At 64.7% G+C, this 21,578-nt stretch carries 18 protein-coding genes; 5 read left to right on the top strand and 13 right to left on the bottom strand.

Translation table 11 applies throughout. The features are described from left to right. Position 1 precedes the first annotated feature (1 nt). Complete coding sequence (gene scpA / locus ACZI8R_RS02320) at positions 2 to 2,266, bottom strand: methylmalonyl-CoA mutase (RefSeq protein ID WP_463377931.1); 2,265 nt, start codon at positions 2,264 to 2,266, stop codon at positions 2 to 4. Continuing rightward, positions 2,263 to 4,152 (bottom strand): methylmalonyl-CoA mutase small subunit, encoded by a 1,890-nt coding sequence (mutA, locus tag ACZI8R_RS02315; RefSeq protein ID WP_463378201.1) that lies wholly within the window; start codon positions 4,150 to 4,152, stop codon positions 2,263 to 2,265. Before mutA ends, scpA begins: the two co-directional genes overlap by 4 nt. Positions 4,153 to 4,388: 236 nt before the next feature. On the opposite strand from mutA, the gene ACZI8R_RS02310 reads away from it, so the two are divergent. The 3 genes from ACZI8R_RS02310 to ACZI8R_RS02300 all read left to right on the top strand — a co-directional run bounded on the left by ACZI8R_RS02310 (position 4,389) and on the right by ACZI8R_RS02300 (position 6,283). Further along, on the top strand, positions 4,389 to 5,081 hold the full coding sequence (locus tag ACZI8R_RS02310; protein WP_463377930.1) for a TVP38/TMEM64 family protein: 693 nt from the start codon (positions 4,389 to 4,391) through the stop codon (positions 5,079 to 5,081). A gap of 66 nt (positions 5,082 to 5,147) precedes the next feature. Next, positions 5,148 to 5,759 carry a hypothetical protein gene (locus tag ACZI8R_RS02305; protein ID WP_463377929.1) on the top strand — a complete coding sequence of 204 codons (612 nt, stop codon included), beginning with the start codon at positions 5,148 to 5,150 and terminating at the stop codon, positions 5,757 to 5,759. Then, the gene (locus ACZI8R_RS02300) at positions 5,756 to 6,283 is read left to right on the top strand and encodes a hypothetical protein (protein ID WP_463377928.1); all 528 of its coding nucleotides are present in this window, start codon (positions 5,756 to 5,758) and stop codon (positions 6,281 to 6,283) included. Before ACZI8R_RS02305 ends, ACZI8R_RS02300 begins: the two co-directional genes overlap by 4 nt. Positions 6,284 to 6,319: 36 nt before the next feature. Here the strand turns inward: ACZI8R_RS02300 and ACZI8R_RS02295 are convergent, their stop codons facing one another. From ACZI8R_RS02295 to ACZI8R_RS02285, 3 genes are read right to left on the bottom strand one after another with little or no spacing between them, the layout of a single operon-like run. Then, positions 6,320 to 7,579 carry an SPFH domain-containing protein gene (locus ACZI8R_RS02295; RefSeq protein WP_463377927.1) on the bottom strand — a complete coding sequence of 420 codons (1,260 nt, stop codon included), beginning with the start codon at positions 7,577 to 7,579 and terminating at the stop codon, positions 6,320 to 6,322. Then, the gene (locus tag ACZI8R_RS02290) at positions 7,580 to 8,011 is read right to left on the bottom strand and encodes an NfeD family protein (RefSeq protein ID WP_463377926.1); all 432 of its coding nucleotides are present in this window, start codon (positions 8,009 to 8,011) and stop codon (positions 7,580 to 7,582) included. Positions 8,012 to 8,019: 8 nt separating this feature from the next. After that, the gene (locus ACZI8R_RS02285; protein WP_463377925.1) at positions 8,020 to 8,859 is read right to left on the bottom strand and encodes a DUF3097 domain-containing protein; all 840 of its coding nucleotides are present in this window, start codon (positions 8,857 to 8,859) and stop codon (positions 8,020 to 8,022) included. 67 nt (positions 8,860 to 8,926) lie between these two features. Here ACZI8R_RS02285 and ACZI8R_RS02280 point away from each other — a divergent pair, with 67 nt between their 5' ends. Continuing rightward, a complete protein-coding gene (locus ACZI8R_RS02280) occupies positions 8,927 to 9,733 on the top strand; it encodes a hypothetical protein (protein ID WP_463377924.1) in 807 nt (268 codons plus the stop codon). On the opposite strand, the gene ACZI8R_RS02275 is transcribed toward ACZI8R_RS02280, so the two are convergent. The 8 genes from ACZI8R_RS02275 to ACZI8R_RS02240 form a co-directional block, all read right to left on the bottom strand. After that, on the bottom strand, positions 9,699 to 10,778 hold the full coding sequence (locus tag ACZI8R_RS02275) for a ferrochelatase (RefSeq protein WP_463377923.1): 1,080 nt from the start codon (positions 10,776 to 10,778) through the stop codon (positions 9,699 to 9,701). The genes ACZI8R_RS02280 and ACZI8R_RS02275 overlap by 35 nt on opposite strands. Before the next feature lie 46 nt (positions 10,779 to 10,824). Continuing rightward, complete coding sequence (inhA, locus tag ACZI8R_RS02270) at positions 10,825 to 11,622, bottom strand: NADH-dependent enoyl-ACP reductase InhA (protein ID WP_463377922.1); 798 nt, start codon at positions 11,620 to 11,622, stop codon at positions 10,825 to 10,827. A gap of 59 nt (positions 11,623 to 11,681) precedes the next feature. Further along, positions 11,682 to 12,431: a 3-oxoacyl-ACP reductase FabG1 gene (gene fabG1 / locus ACZI8R_RS02265; protein ID WP_463377921.1), complete on the bottom strand. Its 750-nt coding sequence runs from the start codon at positions 12,429 to 12,431 to the stop codon at positions 11,682 to 11,684. Between the two features lie 79 nt (positions 12,432 to 12,510). Then, positions 12,511 to 13,491: a VWA domain-containing protein gene (locus ACZI8R_RS02260; protein WP_463377920.1), complete on the bottom strand. Its 981-nt coding sequence runs from the start codon at positions 13,489 to 13,491 to the stop codon at positions 12,511 to 12,513. Beyond that, positions 13,488 to 14,462: a DUF58 domain-containing protein gene (locus tag ACZI8R_RS02255; RefSeq protein ID WP_463377919.1), complete on the bottom strand. Its 975-nt coding sequence runs from the start codon at positions 14,460 to 14,462 to the stop codon at positions 13,488 to 13,490. The genes ACZI8R_RS02260 and ACZI8R_RS02255 overlap by 4 nt, the downstream gene beginning before the upstream one ends. Further along, positions 14,459 to 15,691 carry an AAA family ATPase gene (locus ACZI8R_RS02250; RefSeq protein ID WP_463377918.1) on the bottom strand — a complete coding sequence of 411 codons (1,233 nt, stop codon included), beginning with the start codon at positions 15,689 to 15,691 and terminating at the stop codon, positions 14,459 to 14,461. The genes ACZI8R_RS02255 and ACZI8R_RS02250 overlap by 4 nt, the downstream gene beginning before the upstream one ends. Positions 15,692 to 15,872: 181 nt before the next feature. After that, a complete protein-coding gene (locus ACZI8R_RS02245; RefSeq protein ID WP_463377917.1) occupies positions 15,873 to 17,405 on the bottom strand; it encodes an NlpC/P60 family protein in 1,533 nt (510 codons plus the stop codon). A 340-nt stretch (positions 17,406 to 17,745) separates the two neighbouring features. Beyond that, the gene (locus ACZI8R_RS02240) at positions 17,746 to 18,429 is read right to left on the bottom strand and encodes an Rv1476 family membrane protein (RefSeq protein WP_463377916.1); all 684 of its coding nucleotides are present in this window, start codon (positions 18,427 to 18,429) and stop codon (positions 17,746 to 17,748) included. Positions 18,430 to 18,734: 305 nt separating this feature from the next. Here ACZI8R_RS02240 and acnA point away from each other — a divergent pair, with 305 nt between their 5' ends. Continuing rightward, the gene (gene acnA, locus ACZI8R_RS02235; RefSeq protein WP_463377915.1) at positions 18,735 to 21,539 is read left to right on the top strand and encodes an aconitate hydratase AcnA; all 2,805 of its coding nucleotides are present in this window, start codon (positions 18,735 to 18,737) and stop codon (positions 21,537 to 21,539) included. Positions 21,540 to 21,578 lie beyond the last annotated feature (39 nt).

Below are 21,578 nucleotides of genomic sequence, written 5' to 3'. Positions count from 1 at the left end.
CCTAGTCCGAGGATCCGTTCGAGTCGTGCCCCAGCTGTGCGGACAGCTTCTCGAGCAGGCCGCTGGCCGCGTCCGCGATGACCGTTCCCGGCGGGAAGATCGCGGCGGCGCCGGCGCGGTACAGCTCGTCGAAGTCGCCGGGCGGGATCACGCCGCCGACCACGATCATGATGTCGGGTCTTCCCACGCCGGCCAACGCTTCCCGCAGCGCAGGCACCAGCGTGAGGTGGCCGGCAGCCAGCGACGACACACCGACCACGTGCACGTCGTTGTCGGCGGCCTGCGCGGCGACCTCTTCCGGCGTCTGGAACAGCGGTCCGACGTCCACGTCGAATCCGATGTCCGCGAACGCCGTGGCGATCACCTTCTGGCCACGGTCGTGTCCGTCCTGGCCCATCTTCGCGATGAGCACACGCGGGCGACGACCCTCTTCTTCTGCGAACTTCTCGACGAGTTCCGTTGCCTTCGTGATGTTGTCGACCTTTCCGGCCTCGTCGCGGTACACACCGCTGATCGTGCGAATCTCGGCCTGGTGACGGCCGTACACCTTCTCGAGCGCGTCGGAGATCTCGCCGCCGGTCGCCTTCGCACGGGCTGCGTCGATCGCCAGGGCGAGGAGATTGTTCTCCATGCCCCCCTCGGTCGACGCGGCAGCACGGGTCAGCTCGGAAAGTGCCGCTTGCGTGGCATCCTCGTCGCGTTCCGCGCGCAGGCGCTCGAGTTTCTCGAGCTGTTCCTTGCGCACCCGCGAGTTCTCGACCTTCAGCACCTCGATCTCGTCGGGCTCGTCGGGAACGTACTTGTTCACGCCCACCAAAGGCTGACGTCCCGAATCGATTCGGGCCTGCGTGCGTGCGGCGGCCTCCTCGATCCGGAGCTTGGGAATTCCTTCACTGATCGCCTGCGCCATGCCGCCGGCCTCTTCGACCTCGGCGATGTGCGCGCGGGCCTTGTTCGCCAACTGGTGAGTGAGCCACTCGACGTAGTGCGATCCACCCCACGGGTCGATCGGTCGGACCGTGCCCGATTCCTGCTGCAGCAGAAGCTGCGTGTTGCGGGCGATACGAGCCGAGAAGTCGGTCGGCAACGCCAGTGCCTCGTCGAGAGCGTTGGTGTGGAGCGACTGCGTGTGTCCCTGGGTCGCCGCCATCGCCTCGACACACGTGCGCGAGACGTTGTTGTAGACATCTTGCGCGGTCAACGACCACCCCGACGTCTGCGAATGCGTACGCAGTGACAGCGACTTGGCGGTCTTGGGCTCGAACTTCGCGACCAACTCGCTCCAGAGGAGGCGCCCGGCGCGGAGCTTGGCCACCTCCATGAAGAAGTTCATTCCGATGGCCCAGAAGAACGACAGGCGCGGCGCGAACTTGTCGATCTCCATACCTGCATCGAGGCCCGCCCGGATGTACTCCACACCGTCGGCGAGGGTGTATGCCAGCTCGAGATCGGCTGTGGCACCGGCTTCTTGGATGTGGTATCCCGAGATGGAGATCGAGTTGAACTTCGGCATCTTCGCGCTGGTGTAGGCGAAAATGTCCGAGATGATCCGCATCGAAGGCTTGGGCGGATAGATGTAGGTGTTGCGGACCATGAACTCCTTCAGAATGTCGTTCTGAATGGTTCCGGCCAACTGTTCCGGTGCAACACCCTGTTCTTCCGCGGCCACGACATAGAGGGCCAGAATCGGCAGCACCGCACCGTTCATGGTCATCGACACGCTGACCTTGTCGAGCGGGATGTGGTCGAACAGCTGCCGCATGTCGAGGATGGAGTCGATCGCGACACCGGCCATACCGACGTCGCCCTGTACGCGCGGATGGTCGGAGTCGTAGCCACGGTGGGTCGCCAGGTCGAACGCCACGGACAGACCCTTCTGGCCGGCGGCGAGGTTGCGGCGGTAGAAGGCATTGGATTCGGCGGCGGTGGAGAAGCCTGCGTACTGACGAATCGTCCACGGCTGGTTCACGTACATCGTCGGGTACGGCCCGCGCAGATACGGGGACGCACCCGGGAAGCTTCCGAGGGGGTAGCCCTCGGCAGCCACCGAGTCGCGGTCGGCCTTGGTGTAGACCGGCTTGACGTCGATGCCCTCCGGAGTGGACCAGACCGTCTGCTCGGGCGAGTAGTTGTTCGCCGCTGCAGATTCCGCGACGAACGACTCCGCATTCTCGGGCGTGGGTGCTGCTGGAGTCGGAAAGTCCGGGTCGACCAGCGGCACGTCGGCAAAGCTGCCGATCACGTGCGAGACGTCTCGTGTAGTCACTTCTCACTCCCTGCGATGATGTCCAGAAGTTCCGAGAGCACGGACACGGCGTCGATCTTCGCCGTTACGAACCCATCGGGGCGCCTGCTCTGTTCGACGTCGGTGAATATCTTCTCCGGTCCGGCGAGAAGGATCCTGTCGATCCCGGTGGCGCGCAACTCCTCCACTGCAGCGGCTGCCTCTTCGGCGTACCGCTTGTCGGTACCGCACAGCAAGGCGATCGGCGCATCGCTCTTCTCCACGGTGGTCGCGATCGCACCCGTACCGATCTGCACCGGACCGGGATCGACCGCTTCGATACCGCCGGCCGCCAGCAGGTTGGCGCTGAAGGTGGTGCGGACATTGTGTTCCGCGACCGGCCCGAGCGGAATCAGGACGACCTTCGGACGGGAGCCCCGCGCGGACAGGTACGCATCGGAACGATCGCGCAGGCGCTCGTACGCGGCGGCGTAGCGGTGGACGGAAGAATTGTGGTCCGCGGCCCCCGACGGGAGCGGTGCCTCGCCCAGATTGGGGAATTCGTTCACCCCCGTGACGGTCGTCTTTCGGTGTGCGATGTCGTGTTCGCGCGCGGAGCGAGTGGCCGCGATGCGATCTGTGATCGTCTCCGTGGCGTCGACGAACCCACCCGCCGCCTCGATCTCCTGGAAGAATTCCCAGGCCTTCTCGGCGAGCTTCGCGGTGAGGTCCTCGACGTACCAGGAACCCGCGGCAGGGTCCATCACTCGGCCGAGGTGCGACTCTTCGAGAAGCAGGAGTTGAGTGTTGCGGGCGATGCGCGCGGCGAACGATTTGGACACCGCCAACGTCCCGTCCGGAAGAGCGGAGTCGAAGGGCAACACGGTCACGACGTCCGCGCCGCCTACCCCTGCGCCGAACGCGGCGAGGGTCGTGCGCAGCATGTTCACCCAGGGGTCTCGCTGCGCCATCATCGCCGCCGAGGTGACTGCGTGCTGCGGCGCATTGCCCGCCTCGGGTGCACCGCAGGCCTGCGCGATACGCGCCCAGACGATTCGTGCGGCGCGGAACTTGGCGATGGTCTGGAACTGCTCGTCGGTGGCCGAGAACCGAAACGCCACCTGGTTCAGTGCATCCGAAATGGTCAGACCGCGAGAGGTGAGGGAACGAAGGTATGCGAGGCCGGCGGCGATCGTCGCGCCGAGTTCCTCCGCATCGGAAGCACCCTGATCGTGGAAGACGGTTCCGTCGACCGTGATTGCTCGGATCTCCTCGGCGCGCTTCGAAGCGGCGGCCGCGAGCGAGACTGCGATATCGAGATCTACGTCGGGACGCGACGAGAAATTGCTCGTCAGCGGCGCGGCCCCGAGCTGGACTCGGATGGCCGACCGATTCGTCACCCCATCCCCCGCAGCGGCTCGCGAGTCGAGGACCGAATATAGCGCCGCGGCGGCCTCGGGGGCTCTGGTGCCGGCGTCGAGGGTGATCGGCGCCAGATCGAGGTACACACCGTCGAGAATCGCGGCGAGAGAAGACTCGTCGTCGGTGCCCTCGGAGAGGCGCAGCCAAATCGCGCTGACACCGTTCGCGAGCGAATCGAGAAGAGCATTGTTGATGTCGGCCGGCGCCACCCGTCCGCCACCGAAAACGGTTGCGATCTGCCAACCGGCGTTGACGTCTCGTGTCTTGCTGCCACCGCGTACATAGGGGTACGAGCCCGGCAGCGGCGACTCCGGCAGTTCGTCGCGGGGACTGTAGAGCGGTGAGACCGTCACCCCGTCATAGGTGAGCGTGTCCAGAAGCTTCTGTGGTTCGGGGCCGAGCTCGGACGGCTCGACCCGTCGCGATTTCGCCAGTACGCCCGCGACGCCCTGCTGCCACCGTTCGTAGGCTGCGGTGTCGTCGGCTGTTGTCGAAGCTGGTGACACGTTCTGCGTGGGTGACACAGTGTCGGCTTCCTCTCCGTCATGGGTCGGCGGTGGCGAATCACGGCCGTAGAGCTGCTACTCGTTCTATTTCTGTGATGCTAGCTGCATCACAGATGACCGCATCATGAGGATCCCCTCACGTTGCATTCGGTCAGGTAGGGCGGGCTTTCGCGGCGGAGCGGTCGACTGTTTCCCCGAGAGGCCGCGGACGCCTCGAGAAGGTAATCTCGGGTGCTGTGACCAGACGCCTCCGCGACCGTAGGGTGGTCGGCGGCGTGGTGCTGGCGATCGCCTTCGTTCTGGTGGTCGTGTTCGTACCACTTCCGTCTGTCATGCAGTTTCGCGAGTGGGCGGACTCCGTGGGGCCGATGTTCCCGCTGGTCTTCTTCCTGGTGCATGCGTTGGTCACAGTTCTCCCGTTCCCGCGAACGGTGTTCACCCTCAGTGCTGGGCTGCTGTTCGGGGCGGTGTGGGGAATTACGATCGCCGTGTCGGCGTCCGTGGTCAGTGCGGTCCTGGCCTTCTATCTTGTTCGCGCAGTAGGCCGCGATGTCGTGTGGCAGTACATCTCGAGTCCGGCCGTCCGCCGGGTGGACGAGCGCATCGCGCGGCGCGGATGGCTGGCCGTCGGCTCGCTGAGACTCATCGCCTTCGTGCCGTTCTCGGTACTGAACTATTGCTGCGGAGTGTCGTCCATACGGATCGTGCCGTACGTCGCCGCGACTCTGATAGGCACGCTGCCAGGGACCGTCGGAATCGTCGTGCTCGGCGATGCGCTGACGGGTGAGACCGATCCTCGGATGCTCATGGTGTCGGCGGCATGCATCGCGGTGGGGATCATCGGTCTGGTGATCGATTCCAAGCGTCCGGTACCCGACGGGGAGACTGTCGAGTCGGCGGAATCGGGATCAGTAGAGGTCAAGCCCTGAAGGTTGATTTACCACAATCAAGCCTAAAACCTTGACTTGTTGATATCCAGTTTCTAGCCTTTACTCATGTTCGTTCTCACGGTCGACCAACGCGGCAGCCGTAGCGACATCGATCGCGTACAGGACCTCGTCGAATCATCGCTGGCCGACAAGCTCGTACGGCCCTTTCAACGTACGGCCGGCGACGAGATGCAAGCCGTTGCCGACGACCCACATGCAGTCGTGAACACCGCCCTCGACCTCGTCGAACGCGGACACTGGAGCATCGGCATCGGTATCGGTCCGGTCGAACATCCACTACCCACAGAAACTCGGGCCGGCCGAGGCCGCGCCTTCGAGACCGCCCGCACCGCAGTGGACAGGGCGAAGAACATGCCGGGCAGGATCGCGGTGGAAGGGCACGACGAAGACACCGCAGCGGACGCGGAGGCAGCACTGACACTCGTCGCCGTCTTGATCGCCCGCCGGTCGGAAGAGGGCCGGGAAGCGATTGCTCGCATGCGCGACGGGATGACCCAAACCGAGACGGCGCGCGCCCTCGGCATCAGCAAGCAGGCAGTATCACAACGCCTTTCCACAGCGGCCTGGCAAGCAGAGACCTCTGGTCGAAGACTTGCCGAACGACTCCTACATGCCGCAGATCGTGCATCGCGAGCTGCGGCCGAGGCGGACTCATGACTATTCTCGCGCTCCTGGCGCTCGGTGTCGCAGCCGTGTCGCCGCTCGTACTCACCGCACGGGTGCCCGCATGGGTGTCACCTCTGGTCGCAGTGGTTTCCCTCGCCGTGGCGGCGCTTGCCACCACCAGAGTTGCCCCGGTTACGGGATTCGCTCTCGCCGCCACCCTCGTCCTGTGCGTGGCGGCCGCGGCGACCGGCGGAGCACCACTGGTGCTGGCTGCGTTTCGCATCGCCCGCCACCAGTCCGATGCAGGTGAACCCGACGGCGAAGGCGAAGTCTCCCCCGGCACCGGACCGCTCCGCGGTGGTCGCATCATCGGGTTGCTCGAACGAACCGCTGTCGCTGTCGCCATCCTCGCCGCGTGGCCGGAGGGTATTGCCGTGGTTCTCGCAGTGAAAGGACTCGCCCGGTACCCGGAACTGCGTGAACCCAATGCTTCCGAGCAGTTCATCATCGGGACGTTCACGAGCGTCCTGTGGGCGCTCGCCGTATGCGGAACGGGTCGGGCCCTGATCACGTAGCGCGATCAGGGCCCGACCCGAGGAACTTCTACTGCTCTACTGCTGAGGGTCTTGCTGCGGCGGGTTCTGCTGGTACTGCTGCTGCGGCACTCCCTGCCAGCCACCTTGCGGCTGGTCCGTGCGAGGCGGCAACTGGCCCTGACCGGCGTCCTCCGCAGGCTTGGCTGTCGCCGGACTGGAACCGCCGGACTTCACCGGATCGTTGACCGGCTGGCGCGCAACATCTTCTGCCGCCCGCACCGCTTCCGCGATGGTCGGATCGGATTTGGTCTCGAACCACTCGGCAACTTCCTCCGAATCGTCCTCCGGCTTCGGGAGGTCGTCGTCCGTCGTCGACGGCTCGTAGCGGAACACACCGTCCTGCCCCGGCGCACCGAGCGTCTTGGCGAATCCCTTCAGTGCGTCGCCGAAGTCGCTGGGCACCATCCAGACCTTGTTCGCGTCGCCCTGCGCCATCTCGGGAAGAGTCTGAAGATACTGGTACGCCAGCAGTTCGGGCGTCGGCTTACCCGATTTGATTGCAGCGAAGACCTTTTCGATCGCCTTCGCTTCACCCTGCGCCTGCAGGTACTTGGCGGCCCGGTCACCCTGTGCACGCAGGATCTGCGACTGACGTTCACCCTCGGCGGTCAGGATCGAGGCCTGCTTGGCGCCTTCCGCGGCGAGAATGCGGCTCTGCTTGTCACCTTCGGCAGTCTTGATCGACGACTCGCGGTGGCCCTCGGCCGTGAGAATCGTTGCCCGCTTCTCACGGTCCGCCTTCATCTGCTTCTCCATCGACTCCTGAATCGACGGCGGCGGATCGATGCTCTTCAGCTCGACGCGCGCGACACGCAACCCCCAACGCCCGGTGGCCTCGTCCAGAACGACACGGAGTTGACCGTTGATGGAATCACGCGAGGTGAGGGTCTCTTCGAGTGTCATCCCGCCGACGACGTTACGCAGTGTCGTCGTGGTCAACTGCTCGACCGCGGCGATGTAGTTGCTGATCTCGTACACGGCGGCCTGCGGGTTGGTGACCTGGAAATACACCACGGTGTCGATGGACAGCGTGAGGTTGTCCTGGGTGATCACCGGCTGAGGCGGGAACGACACCACGCGTTCACGCAGATCCACCTTGGCGCGGATGCGGTCCGCGAAGGGAATCAGAAAGGTCAACTGGCCGGACACGGTCCGCGAGTAGCGGCCGAGACGTTCGATCACTGCCGCTTCTGCCTGCGGCACGAGCGCCACCGACTTCGCCACCACCACGGCAACAAGTAGTACGAGTACGACAAGCACTATGAGTGCTTCCATCTAGATTCCCCTCCATACGACGGCGGTTGCACCGTCAATTTCCATTACGGTCACGGTTGTGCCGGGCGGATACACCTCGGTGGGATCCATCGGCCGCGCAGTCCAGACTTCACCGTTGAGCTTCACCTGACCGGTGTCGGAGCCCACCTCTTCGAGAACCAGAGCGGGCTTGCCCGGCAACGCGTCGATACCGGTGGCAATCGCGGGCTGTTGTGAGTAGCGCCGCAACAGCATCGGGCGGACCACGACGAGCAGTCCGATCGACATCACTCCGAAGACGATTGCATCCAGCCACAACGGGAAGTCGGTGACGGCGCTGACCCCGGCCGCAGAGAGCGCACCGCCCGCAAGCATCAGGAGAAAGAAGTCTCCCGTCAACGCTTCCGCTGCGGCGAGCAACACCCCCGCTACCAGCCAAATCAATGCAGCCACAACACCATCTAACCAGAAACGGACGAATCGACGGTGACGAAGTCCACGAGCTGCTCCACAGCACCGATGAGTGGTGCCTCGAGGTCTCGGAACGAACTCACGGCCGAATACACGCGTCGCCAGCCGTCCCGCGGTGAGCCCCATCCCAACTCTTCGCACACCCCGGTCTTCCAGTCCGTGCCGCGCGGAATCTTCGGCCACGCATCGATACCCACCGCAGACGGGCGAACCGCCTCCCACACGTCGATGTACGGATGACCGGTCACGAGCACGTTCGGGCCGAGCCCCGTGGTGAGACCCGATTCCTTGGAGCCGGTCACGAGGTGATCCACGAGCACGCCCACCCGCCGGCCGGGACCCGGCGCGAACTCGGCCAGCCGTTCGGCGAGATTGTCCAGACCCTCGAGATGCTCGACGACCACACCTTCGACCCGCAGGTCGTGTCCCCATACCCGTTCGACGAGGGCGGCATCGTGCACGCCCTCGACCCAGATACGGCTCGCTCGGGCCGTGCGGGCACGTAGTCCCTCCACCTTCGTGGACCCGGAGGCCGAACGCGTGGGGGCAGACTTCTGCGGACGCGAAGTCGGCTTGGTCAAGGTCACGGGACGACCGTCGATCAGGAATGCCGCCTCGCGCATCGCGAACAACCGAGTCCGTCCCGTGCCGTCCTCGAGACGGACGAAGTCACCGTCGTAGGTCTTCTCGAACCCCACTACCGCACCACAGAACCCCGTAGCCGCGTCCTCCGCCACGACACCGCGTTCCGCCGGAACGGTGGGTGCCGGAGCCTTCCGCCTACGCGGGTGCCCTGCAAAGATGTCGCTGTACCTGTCGCCTCCACTCACGGCCGACCACGCTATGCCAGGCGCACCGTTCGCCACATCGCGCCACGCCGACATATGCTGGTTGATCGTGACTTCTCCGAGCGCAACTCTGACCGTGTGGGCCGCCGCGTGGCTCCACGGCCGGAGCGCACCCGACGACGTGGTCGACGCCCTGCACGAATGGGCGCCGATGCATCTGATGTGCGCAGAGAACGCCGTGACGGCCGGCCGTACCGGGCTCCCCTGGCCCGACCCGCAGGACTCGGGTGCCGCTGCACTGCTGCGCACGTTGCGCCAGGACACGGTCGGCGGATCCGACGTGCGGCTCGTTCTCCCGGAGCCGGGTGACGTACGCGGCCTACCGGTCGACACGCCTTTCGCGAAGGCAGCCATGTCCGCGGGTCAAGGTGTGCTGATCGGCCGGACTGGACATACCGGGACCGGTCTCGTTCCCACAGTGGAGGGCCCGGACGTACTCCGATGGACCGCGTTCACCATCCCCGAGGTTCCCCTCGACACCGACGAAATTCCGCTCGGGGAAGCCGAGTACCTGATGCGTGAGACGACCAGGGAGGCTGCGTCGGCAATTTCGGGGTTACAGACCGTGGGCAACGGCACGGCGGTCGATCCACGGAAGCAGATAGCCGAAGATCTCGCACATGCAGGCCGCCACCGCTATCCCGGTTCCACACCACCGCGGGTGCTGCGCGTACTCGACTCCGCAGACAGGGTCGACGCCATTCTCGCCACCGCGGACCGGCTGTCGCCCGTCGATCCACTCAGCGCGGTCGGCTCCGGCACCCTGACGGAGACCCTGCGGCCGTTGAAGAGATCCGTGCGCCTTGCCCGCGCCGCAGCGATCAATTCGACGACGAGGGCCGCCCGGACGTCCTGACCGGCGGCTCGCAGCACCCACCGGCGCACGGAAGTCCGTTCGTCGATGCCCCCAGCAACGGCTCCGTGCCGAGTCGACGAACCGGACCACCCGAAATCTGCTCGTCCACCAGTTCCAGAACCATTCTGGCGAAGCGTTCGTCCGTTCCCGGTGTGGCAACTCGTGTGAATGCGATGCCGAGTTCACGGGCCTTTTCCTCGGCCTCGGTGTCGAGGTCCCACACGACTTCGAGATGATCGGACACGAATCCGACGGGGCACACGATGACGGCCCCTGTATGTGTCTCGGCGAGCCGATCCAGGTGGTCGCAGATGTCCGGCTCCAACCACGGGATGTGTGGTGGCCCCGAGCGTGACTGCCAGACCAGGTCGTAGTCTGCGACTCCCACTGCCGCTGCGGTGAGCCGGGCGGCCTCGGCCACCTGTCGGCTGTAGAGCCGGCCGCCGGCGCCGGGAGGCCCGGCCGCGGCATCGGCCGAGATCGGCACCGAATGCGCGGTGAACACGAGACGCGCCTTCTCGCGGAGGTTCGGTGGCAGACTCAAACGAGCAGCCTGCACCGCGTCGGCGAACGACTCGATCAACAATGGATGGTCGTAGTACTGACGTAGCTTCTGCAATTGGGGCGCGCCGCTACCGACCGCGCCACGCGCGCGCAGGATGTCCTCGTGGTACTGCCGACAACCGGAATATCCGCCCCAGGCGGACGTCGGAAACACCAACGCCGACTTCACGCCGTCCGACCGCATTCGGTCGACGGTGTCCTCGATCATCGGGTGCCAGTTGCGATTACCGAAATAGACCGGCAAACCTTTTGGGGCGCAGGAGAACTCCACCTCGATGCGCGAAATGATGTCGCGGTTCAATGCGTTGATCGGTGAGACGCCACCGAAATGCATGTAGTGCTCGACGACGGCATCGAGGCGTTCGGGTGGTACTCCCCTGCCCGCCGTGACGTTCTCGAGGAACGGGCGTACGTCGTCGGGCTTCTCCGGACCCCCGAACGACAGCACCAGAAGTGCGTCGACATCGTTCATGTCGTCCATCCTGCGTGTTGTCGTTCGGGGCTTGACGTCCGGGGCTTCGGCTGTGTCAGCCGCCCATCGCGTGTGCGCCGCCGTCGACGTAGACGATCGAGGCGGTGGTACCGGGAAGCCAGTCCGACAGCACCGTGCAGACGGTCTTGGCGACCGGCTCGGGGTCGTCGACGTTCCAGCCGATCGGAGCGCGCTCGTCCCATGCCGTGTTGAGCTTGTCCATCTCAGCGGCAGGACCGGTTGCCGTTCCGGCGATGGCCTTGGCAGCAAGCGTCTTGATCGGGCCGGCAGCCACGAGGTTGGAACGGATGCCGCGCCCACCGACCTCCTTGGCGACGAACCTGTTGACCGCCTCGAGGGTGGCCTTCGAGACGCCCATCCAGTTGTAGAACGGCACGGCACGTGACGGGTCGAAGTCCATTCCGACGATCGAAGCGTTGTCGTTCATCACCGGCAGAAGCGCCTTGGCCAACGCTGCATACGAGTACGCCGAGACCTCGAGGGACACGCCGACGTCCGACCAGGGTGCGTCCAGAAAGGGGTTACCCAGGCAGGAGCGCGGCGCGAACGCGATCGAGTGAACGACGCCGTCGATCCCGTTCGGCGCAACCTCACGCACGCGATCGGCGAGAGAGGCCAGGTCTGCCTCGTCCTGTACGTCGAGCGAGATCGCCGGCTGCACGGGCTTCGGAAGACGCTGTGCGATTCGGTCGATGAGTCGCAGACGTTCGAATCCCGTGATGATCACGTTCGCGCCCTGCTCCTGAGCGGTCTTGGCGACGTGAAACGCGATCGACGAGTCGGTGATGATGCCGGTGACCAGAATGGTCTTTCCCTCGAGCAGTCCGCCCATGAGGATTCCTCCTGTGATGAAAGTGAAGTCGATGAAGGTGAAGCGGGTACGACGAGTGGTCAGTGCCCCATTCCGAGGCCGCCGTCGACAGGAATGACCGCGCCGGACACGTACGCGGAATCGTCCGAAGCGAGGAAGCTGACGACCGCCGCGACGTCCTCGGGCTTACCCACCCGCTGCAGCGGGATTGCCTGGACAGCCATATCGCGGTACTTGTCCTCCATGGCCGCAGTCATGTCGGTGTCGATGAAGCCGGGGGCGACCACATTCGCAGTGATCGAACGGGATCCGAGCTCACGGGTCAGAGAGCGGGCGACGCCCACGATTCCGGCCTTGGACGCGGCGTAGTTGACCTGACCGGGGCCGCCGGCCATACCGACGACGGAGCCGAGGAAGACGAAACGTCCGAACCGGCCGCGCAACATCGACCGGGTAGCGCGCTTCGCGACCCGGAAGGCCCCGGTCAGGTTCGCGTCGACGACCTTGGTGAACTGTTCCTCGGTCATGCGCATGATCAGCGTGTCGTCGGTGATCCCGGCGTTGGCGACCACTACCTCGACCGGCCCCTGATGTTCTTCGACCTCTTTGAAGGCACGGTCGACCGAGTCGGCGTCGGTGACGTCGCACTGGACGCCGAACAGGCCGTCCGGTGCGCCCGAACCGCGGTGCGTGACGGCTACCTTGTGGCCGTCCGCCGCCAACCGTTGCGCCACTGCCAGACCGATACCGCGGTTGCCGCCGGTGACGAGGACCGAGCGTGGATTCTCCACGGACCGTGCGGACGCGCCGTTCGTTTCTGCTTGAGACATGCGTTCAACCTATCTGGTCGATTTTCGGAGTGTGTTGTGGACCGGGTTGTGAGAACCACGGTATGAATCGATGTTCTGATCAGGGCAGTCGTTGTCGAAGGACCAGGCCGAGAACGAGGCCCGACGTGGCGAACAGAACGCCGAGGATCAGCCAGGGACGGCTGGCGTCACCGCGGGTGGTTTCGAATCCGATCTGCTCTTCGAGGGTGTCGTACACCGCGCGGAGTTCTTCGAGGCTCGAAGCCGTGAAGAAGCTGCCACCGGACAGATCGGCGATCTCACGCAACGAAGGGTCGTCGACCGGAACACCGATTCGCTGGCCTTCGATATCGACATACCCCGATCGGGTGCCGAACGAAATCGTCGACACCGGCACTCCCTTGTCCTTGGCTTGCCGCGCCGCGGTGAAGCCGCCACGGGGGTCGTCGGAGTTCTCCGGGACCGTCTGCTTGCCGTCCGACAACAGAACGATGCGGGCCGGCGGCGCCTGGTCCCCACCGCCGAGAACGGCCGCAAGCGTGTCGATCGACTGCAACGAGGTGAATACCGCCTCGCCCGTCGCCGTTCGCTCACTCAGTTGCAGGTTGTCGATGGCCGCAGTCGTGGCGTCCCGGTTGGTGGTCGGCGATACGAGAACCGACGCGGTGCCTGCGAAGGCGACGAGGCCGAGGTTGATCCCCGGCGTCAGACCTTCTGCGAACGACTTCGCGGCGTCCTGCGCTGCCGCGAGGCGGCTCGGATCGACGTCGGTGGCCTGCATCGACAACGACACGTCGATCGCGAGGATCACCGTTGCCCGATTCCTCGGCACCCGCTTGTCGTCGGTCGGACCGGCGAGCGCCACCGTGAAGAACACCAATGACAGGACCATCAGGATCGCCGGAATGTGGCGCCACCTACCGGGCCTGGCGGGTGCAACTTTCTCGAGCAGTGCGAAATTGGTGAACCGGAGAGTGTGCTTGTGACGTTGGCGCTGCACCCACAGATAGCCGACGACGAGCCCCGCGATCACCACGAGGAAGAGAAGCCACCACGGTGACGCGAACTGCGAAAGACTCACCTGTGCGACCCCTGATTCATCGCGGTGCCATAACTGTGTTTACGGGCGGACACGAATCGAACGACGTCGGCGATCCAATCACGATCGGTTTCGAGCGACAGCAATGGAGCGCCGCATCGGCGCAGAGCCAGCTCGACATTCGACCGGTGCTCTGCTGCGGCACGTGCGAAGTCGGCACGCAGCTGCGGTGTCGTCGTGAACTCACGCGTTCTACCGGACTCCGGATCGTGCAGCACCACGTCACCGATGTCCGGCAGCTCGAGATCACGGGGATCGAGGACCTCCACCCCGAGGACGTCGTGTCGACCGGAAATCGCCCGCAGCGAGCGCTCCCAGTCGATCGGACCGAGGAAGTCGCTGATCACCACTGCAAGGCCACGCCTGCGCTGCGGACGTCGCAACGATTCGATGGCTCCGTGCAGATCGCCGCGGACCCCGTCGGCGGCGTGCGGTGTGGTCGCGATTCGCCGAAGCATCGCCTGCGCGTTCATGCGGCCGCCGCGCGCCGGAATGCGTACCGTCCGCTCGCCGGTGGACACTATTGCGCCGATGCGGTTGCCGCCGGCGCTGGTGAGGTGGGTGATCGCCGCCGCTGCGGCGATCGCGAGATCCCGCTTCTCACATCCGGCGGTACCGAAATCGAGGCTTGCCGACAAGTCGACGATCAGCCAGGTTTCGAGCTCGCGGTCCGCGACGGACTGTCGGACGTGCGGATGCGTGGTGCGGGCAGTCACCGACCAATCCATCTGACGAACGTCGTCGCCGGGCTGGTACTCGCGAGCGTCGCCCGGTTCCGAACCAGGCCCCGGAATGAGGCCGAGGTGATCACCGTGCAGAACGCCGTCGAGCCGCCGCCGTACGGTCAGTTCCAGTGTGCGCAGAGCCGCGGACAACTGTGGGTCACGAAGGTCTCCGGAACGAAACGACGGTGGCGGCGCACCCGCTCGCGTTCCGGCCGCGCGTGCACTCACCGTTGCTGGCTCAGCGCCGCAGATCCTGTGGAGGGCGCCGGTTGGCCTGGTGCTCCCGGTCCTCCGGGCGGAATCGGCGCACCTGCAGGCGTCTGCGTCGGTTGTGCTGCGATCTGTGGGAGGCCCACGGTCTGGAGGATCCGTTGGATCACGTCGTCGGGCGAAACCTCGTCGGCGAGCGCGTCGTAGGACAGAACCAGTCGGTGACGCAGTACGTCCGGAACGACCTCGAGGACGTCCTGGGGCACGACGTAGTCGCGGCCACGGAGCAGTGCCAACGCACGAGCGGAGGCGATGATGCCGAGCGTGGCACGCGGAGACGCACCGTATGCGATCCATCCCTTGACGTCCGGCAGACCGAATTCTTCCGGAGTACGGGTCGCCGAGATGACGCGTACCACGTAGTCGACGAGCGCGTGGTGAACGAACACCTGGCTCGCGACCTTTTGCAGCCGCACCAATTCTTCCGGGCCCAGGATCTGGTGGGGTTCCGGAGCGGCCACGCCCATTCGGTACACGATCTCGCGTTCCTCTTCGACCGATGGGTAGTCGACCAGCACCTTGAACAGGAAACGATCTCGCTGTGCCTCGGGCAGCGGGTAGACACCCTCGTTCTCGATGGGGTTCTGAGTCGCCATCACGAGAAAGGGATCGGGCATGTGGTAGCGCTTGCCGCCGATCGTGACGTGGCGCTCGGCCATGACCTCGAGGAGCGCGGACTGCACCTTCGCGGGCGCACGGTTGATTTCGTCGGCGAGGACGAAGTTGGCGACCACCGGGCCGAGCTCGGTGTCGAACTCCTCACGCCCCTGGCGGTAGATGCGCGTACCGATCAGGTCGGTAGGCACGAGGTCCGGTGTGAACTGAACGCGGGAGAAGGTGCCACCGACAACCTTCGCGAAAGTCTCGACCGCGAGCGTCTTGGCGACGCCGGGGACACCTTCGAGAAGAACGTGTCCCTTGGCCAGAAGACCGACGAGGATTCGTTCGACCAGACGGTCCTGACCGACGATGACACGCTTGACCTCGTAGACCGCCCGCTCGAGGGTCTGCACGTCGTTCGCGAGGCTCTGCGACGGCGGTGTGGGCGTCGACTTCGCACCGGATCCGTTGGTCGCTACCGACCCTGTCGAACCCGACCCGGTCTGGCCTGCAGTCGCGGCGCGATCCGGTGAGCCGGAGTCCTTCCCTGCCGAACCGTTCGCTCCCGCATCGTCACGTGAGGTCACCAAGAATCCACCGCTTTCACCTAGATCGTTCTGCCCGAGTCACGTACTTGCTCAACTGTTCCAGGTGCAAGCAACCCCCGCCGTAACCACACGCGATCCGCTTCACGGAGTCCTCGGTCGCCTTGAACAAGTCGTTTCCGGACACGTCCCGACGATGCCGCCACGACGTGTCCATCATGATCTACGACACCATACGGACAGCGTACGGGGTCATGCCATCCCATCGCACCGGAGAGACCTTCACGGACGATCCCGACTGCGGGGCCTCGAGCATCTCACCGTCGCCGAGATAGAGAGCCACGTGCTGGCTCGCGTTGGGCCCATAGAACAGCATGTCGCCACGCTTCATCTGCGACGAAGGGATCTGCTCCCCCGCTGTGTACTGGTAGCCGGTGTAGTGCGGAAGGGAAATTCCGATTCCGGCGAAGGCGTAGATCATCAGGCCGGAGCAGTCGAAGCCGACCTTGTTGAAGTCGCCGTAGCTGTCGGCGACACCGCCGTCGCGAATGCCCTTGGTCGGCCCGTTCTCGTCGCCGCCGCCCCACGCGTAGGTGACACCCATCTGTGACATCCCGCGGTCGATCACGGTCTCGATCGCGGCTTCGCCGGTGAGCGTCGAGCCCGGCGACTCGGTCTCGGATCCTTCCTCGGTCCACTCGTCGTCCGAAGACTCGTCATCGGTGTACTCGTCGTCCGGGGTCACCTCGCCGCTCGCCGGCTCTTCGAGGGCCGTGTGCGGTCGTTGTCCGGCAGCGAGCGCGGCGGCACGGTCGCGAGCCTCCTGATTCGCAGCGAGGCGCGCTGTGGCCTGCGCAGCGGCTTCCTTGGCCGCTGCGGCAAGCGCTGCATTCTGGGCTTCTTCGACCCTGCGCTGCTCGTCCCACGACGCATATGCGTCGCGCTGCCCCTGTAGGCCGGAGGCCTGGCCGCGGGCTGCATCGAGTTGTGTCTGTGCGGCGGTGCGGTCGGCTTCGATGGCCGCCTTCTTGTTCGTCTGCTCGGCCAGTGCATCCCTGGCTACCTGAATCGAGTCCTCCGCCTCGGCCTTCTTCGACTCCGCTGCGGAAGCGGCGGCATCCGCCTCTTCCTTGGCCGCGCGGTTCTCGGAATTGCGATTGGCCTGCTCGGTCCGCGCCCGCTGTAATCCGTCCAGGACAGCATTCTGGTTTGCGGCGAGCAGTTTGAGGACCTGGGCACGGTCCAGGACGTCACCCGGACCCTTCGCGCCGAGGTAAGTCGAAATCGACGAGACGTTGGAGCCCTGCGTGTAGCTCGACACGGCGAACTTGTCGAAATCGGTCTGTGCGAATTCGATCATCGCGCCGGCATCGCGAAGTGCCTGCTGCGACAGATCGACCGCGTGTGCTGCCGCGTCGACGACGCCTCGTGCGTTCTGCAGGTCGACGAGCGCGCGGTTGACGTCCTCACGCTTGATGGCGACCGCGTTGTCGAGCTGCGCGAGTTGTGCGTCTGCCTGGGCCACCCTGTTGATGAGATCGCTCACCTGAGCGACACCGGAGTGGACCTGGGTATCGGCGTGCTGAATCTGTTCGTCGCTGGGGTTCGGTGGCGGGGGCGGCACTGCTGCCGCCAATCCCGGGGTACTCCCGACGAGAGCGCCGACGATGCTGATACCGATCAAGAGGCGCGCACCGCGACTTCTCGGGCGGGAGCGACTCCAGCGGTACTGGCCGCTCGGCGATTGTCGCTTCACAAATCTCTCCCTCGGTTCCGACACCGAACGCGACGAGTCGTGTCCGGAGCGGGGAGGTCCGCACCGCAGTCGGCTCCACCTGTGGACGGATACGCCGCACCACGACTGTCGCCACACCTGACGACAATCACCAACTGCGACACTTCTTCCCCAAAAGCGCCAGATGCACCGTACGACACTTCCGGACGCTTTGGAAACTTTGGCCACAAATAACACACTGGTAATTCGCCGAAAGTGAATCCGAAGTGAATTCCCAACTGGCCGGGCACAACTGCGCACACAAAGAAGTTCGGCCACCGATTCGCATCGGTGGCCGAACTTTCACTCGAGTTTTCTGCGGTTACCCGTCGACGTCCCGTACGGAACTGTCGGAGTTGCCCGATTGCGTGGTCCCGCCCGAATCGGGAGTGCTCGAATTCGTTGCACCCGTATCCGTCGTTTTCGAAACGGCCGAAGAAGTGCGAGCACTACGAATCTTCGCAAGCAACGTAAGTGCCCCTGCCACAACGACAACGAAGATCACGACGAGTGTCATGAGTGCCCAGGGCGGACCGGGCTCCACGATCTCGTCGAGGAAGTTGTTCGCTGCGTCGACCGAACTGTCGGTATACGTGCGGTCCTGCCCGCCCTCGAGTTGAACACGGCTGATCGAATCACTGAACGTGCCGACCCAGCTCGGACTCAGGACCAAAACCGTGCCGCCGTCCTCGGTGCCCACTTCGGTTGCGAGATCGCGCAATTGAGAATCCCGACCCGGATCCTTGTCCAAAACCACGATGCGCAGGTCGATGTCGTGTTCCTTTGCCCGGTGCACGACATCGACAAGGTCGCCGACCAGCTTGTCGGGCGCGGATACGGAATCGTCCGCCACGTCCTCGAGAATCTCCGACAGCTCCACCTTGGGTGGAACGTCCGCAGCCATCGGTCGGACCACCGAATCGACAGGAAGCGCGAACAACGGCGATGCGTCGTGCGCATGGTTCACAGCACTGGTAAGAGTCACAGTGGCAATTGGGTCAGACATCTCTCATCCGGATTGCTGTAGGAACGTCGGTCTCGCGTGAAGACTTCCGTGAACACTACGTGAGGCAGGGTTGCCGTACGAGGTCACGGGTCGTCCGCCTGCTTCTCGTGTCGTTGCTCGTTTCGTTGCGGCGGGGCGACGTCTCCGTGAAGATTGAGTGTGTACGCGCTGCCCGAATCCTCACAGGACAAGCGTACTGTTAGACTTGTACTGAGACACCGCGGCGACACGACTCCCGCACCGTCTCGTTCAGCCGTCGACACAGCCCCGTCGGCGGCCACCCCTCATACACGAGTGGAGCTGACGTGAGCACCAGTATTGATTCGTTCGGCGCCAAGGGAACCCTCGAGGTCGGAGAGAACTCTTACGAGATCTTCCGCCTCTCGGCCGTGCCCGGCACCGAAAAATTGCCCTACGCATTGAAGGTCCTCGCCGAGAACCTTCTCCGCACCGAAGACGGTGCGAACATCACCGCCGACCACATCCGCGCCATTTCCGGATGGGATCCCTCGGCACAACCCAACGTCGAGATCCAGTTCACGCCGGCGCGCGTGATCATGCAGGACTTCACCGGCGTTCCGTGCATCGTCGACCTCGCCACCATGCGTGAAGCGGTCACGACCCTCGGCGGCGACGCCGACAAGGTGAACCCGCTGTCCCCTGCCGACATGGTCATCGACCACTCCGTCATCCTCGACGTGTTCGGCAGCGAAGACGCCCTCGAGCGCAACGTCGACCTCGAGTACCAGCGCAACGGCGAGCGTTACCAGTTCCTGCGCTGGGGCCAGGGCGCATTCGACGACTTCAAGGTCGTCCCCCCGGGAATGGGCATCGTCCACCAGGTGAACATCGAGTACCTGGCTCCCACCGTCATGACCCGTAACGGTCAGGCGTACCCCGACACCTGCGTCGGCACCGACTCGCACACCACGATGGTCAACGGCCTCGGCGTGCTCGGTTGGGGCGTCGGCGGTATCGAGGCAGAGGCGGCCATGCTCGGCCAGCCCGTGTCGATGCTGATCCCCCGCGTCGTCGGCTTCAAGCTGTCGGGTGAGATCCAGCCCGGCGTCACGGCTACGGACGTCGTTCTGACTGCCACCGAGATGCTTCGCCAGCACGGCGTCGTCGGCAAGTTCGTCGAGTTCTACGGCAAGGGCGTCGCGCAGGTTCCGCTCGCGAACCGCGCCACCCTCGGCAACATGAGCCCCGAGTTCGGTTCCACCGCCGCGATCTTCCCGATCGACGAAGAGACCATCAACTACCTGCGCCTCACCGGCCGCAGCGACGAGCAGCTCGCGCTCGTCGAGGCGTACGCCAAGGAACAGGGCATGTGGCACAACCCCGAGAACGAGCCCGTGTACTCGGAGTACATCGAGCTCGATCTCAACACGGTCGTCCCCTCCATCGCCGGCCCGAAGCGTCCGCAGGACCGCATTCTGCTCTCCGATGCCAAGACGGCATTCCGCAAGGACATCCACAACTACGTGGAGGAGAACCACCCGGCCGAGCACACCCAGCTCGACGAGGCTGTCGAGGAGTCCTTCCCGGCGAGCGATCCGGCCACCCTCTCCTTCGCCGACGACGGCGCAGTGAACGTGCAGTCGGCGGCCAACGGCTCCGAGGGACGCCCCTCCAAGCCGGTCAAGGTCCTCTCGGACACCCACGGCGAGTTCGTTCTGGATCACGGTGCCGTGGTCGTCGCGGGTATCACCTCCTGCACCAACACCTCGAACCCGTCCGTCATGCTCGGTGCGGCTCTCCTGGCTCGCAACGCAGTCGAGAAGGGTCTGTCCACCAAGCCGTGGGTCAAGACCAACATGGCACCCGGCTCGCAGGTCGTCACCGACTACTACGAGAAGGCCGGCCTGTGGCCCTACCTCGAGAAGCTCGGCTACTACCTCGGTGGTTACGGCTGCACCACGTGCATCGGTAACACCGGACCGCTGCCGGAAGAGATCTCGAAGGCGATCAACGACAACGACCTGACCGCCACTGCAGTCCTGTCCGGTAACCGTAACTTCGAGGGTCGCATCTCCCCCGACGTGAAGATGAACTACCTGGCTTCGCCGCCGCTGGTCATCGCATACGGCATCGCCGGCACCATGGACTTCGACTTCGAACACGATTCCCTCGGCAAGGACGCCGACGGCAACGAGGTGTTCCTGAAGGACATCTGGCCGTCCGCGAAGGAGATCGAGGAGACCATCCAGTCCTCGATCAGCCAGGACATGTTCCGCAAGTCCTACGCCACCATCTTCGCCGGTGACAGCCGTTGGCAGAACCTCTCCACCCCCGAGGGCGACACGTTCGCTTGGGACGAGAAGTCCACCTACGTGCGGAAGCCACCGTACTTCGACGGCATGACCAAGGAGCCGGCTCCGGTCGAGGACATCAAGGGCGCTCGCGTCCTCGCTCTGCTCGGCGACTCGGTCACCACCGACCACATCAGCCCGGCAGGCCCGATCAAGGCGGGTACTCCCGCTGCGCAGTACCTCGAGGCCAACGGTGTCGAGCGCAAGGACTTCAACTCCTTGGGCTCACGTCGCGGTAACCACGAGGTCATGATTCGCGGAACGTTCGCGAACATCCGCCTCCGGAACCAGCTCCTCGACGACGTCTCGGGTGGTTACACCCGCGACTTCACCCAGGAGGGTGGACCGCAGTCCTTCATCTACGACGCGTCGCAGAACTACCAGAAGGCCGGCATCCCGCTGGTCGTGCTGGGCGGCAAGGAGTACGGCTCCGGTTCTTCGCGTGACTGGGCAGCCAAGGGCACTTCGCTCCTGGGTGTCAAGGCCGTCATCACCGAGTCGTTCGAGCGTATTCACCGCTCCAACCTCATCGGCATGGGCGTTGTCCCCCTTCAGTTCCCCGAGGGCGAGAGCGCGACGTCGCTCAAGCTCGACGGCACCGAGACGTTCGACATCGTCGGCGTCGAGAAGCTGAACGAAGGCGTGACGCCGAAGACGATGGCTGTGACAGCAACCAAGACCGACGGCACCAAGGTCGAGTTCGACGCCGTGGTCCGCATCGATACCCCCGGTGAGGCGGATTACTACCGCAACGGTGGCATCCTGCAGTTCGTGCTTCGCAACATGATCAAGGGCTAGTTCACCAGCCGAACCGACACGCGGCGGACTCAGCTCGAG

Source organism: Rhodococcus huquni (genome assembly GCF_055231055.1).
This window is presented reverse-complemented; position numbering and strand designations above follow the sequence as displayed.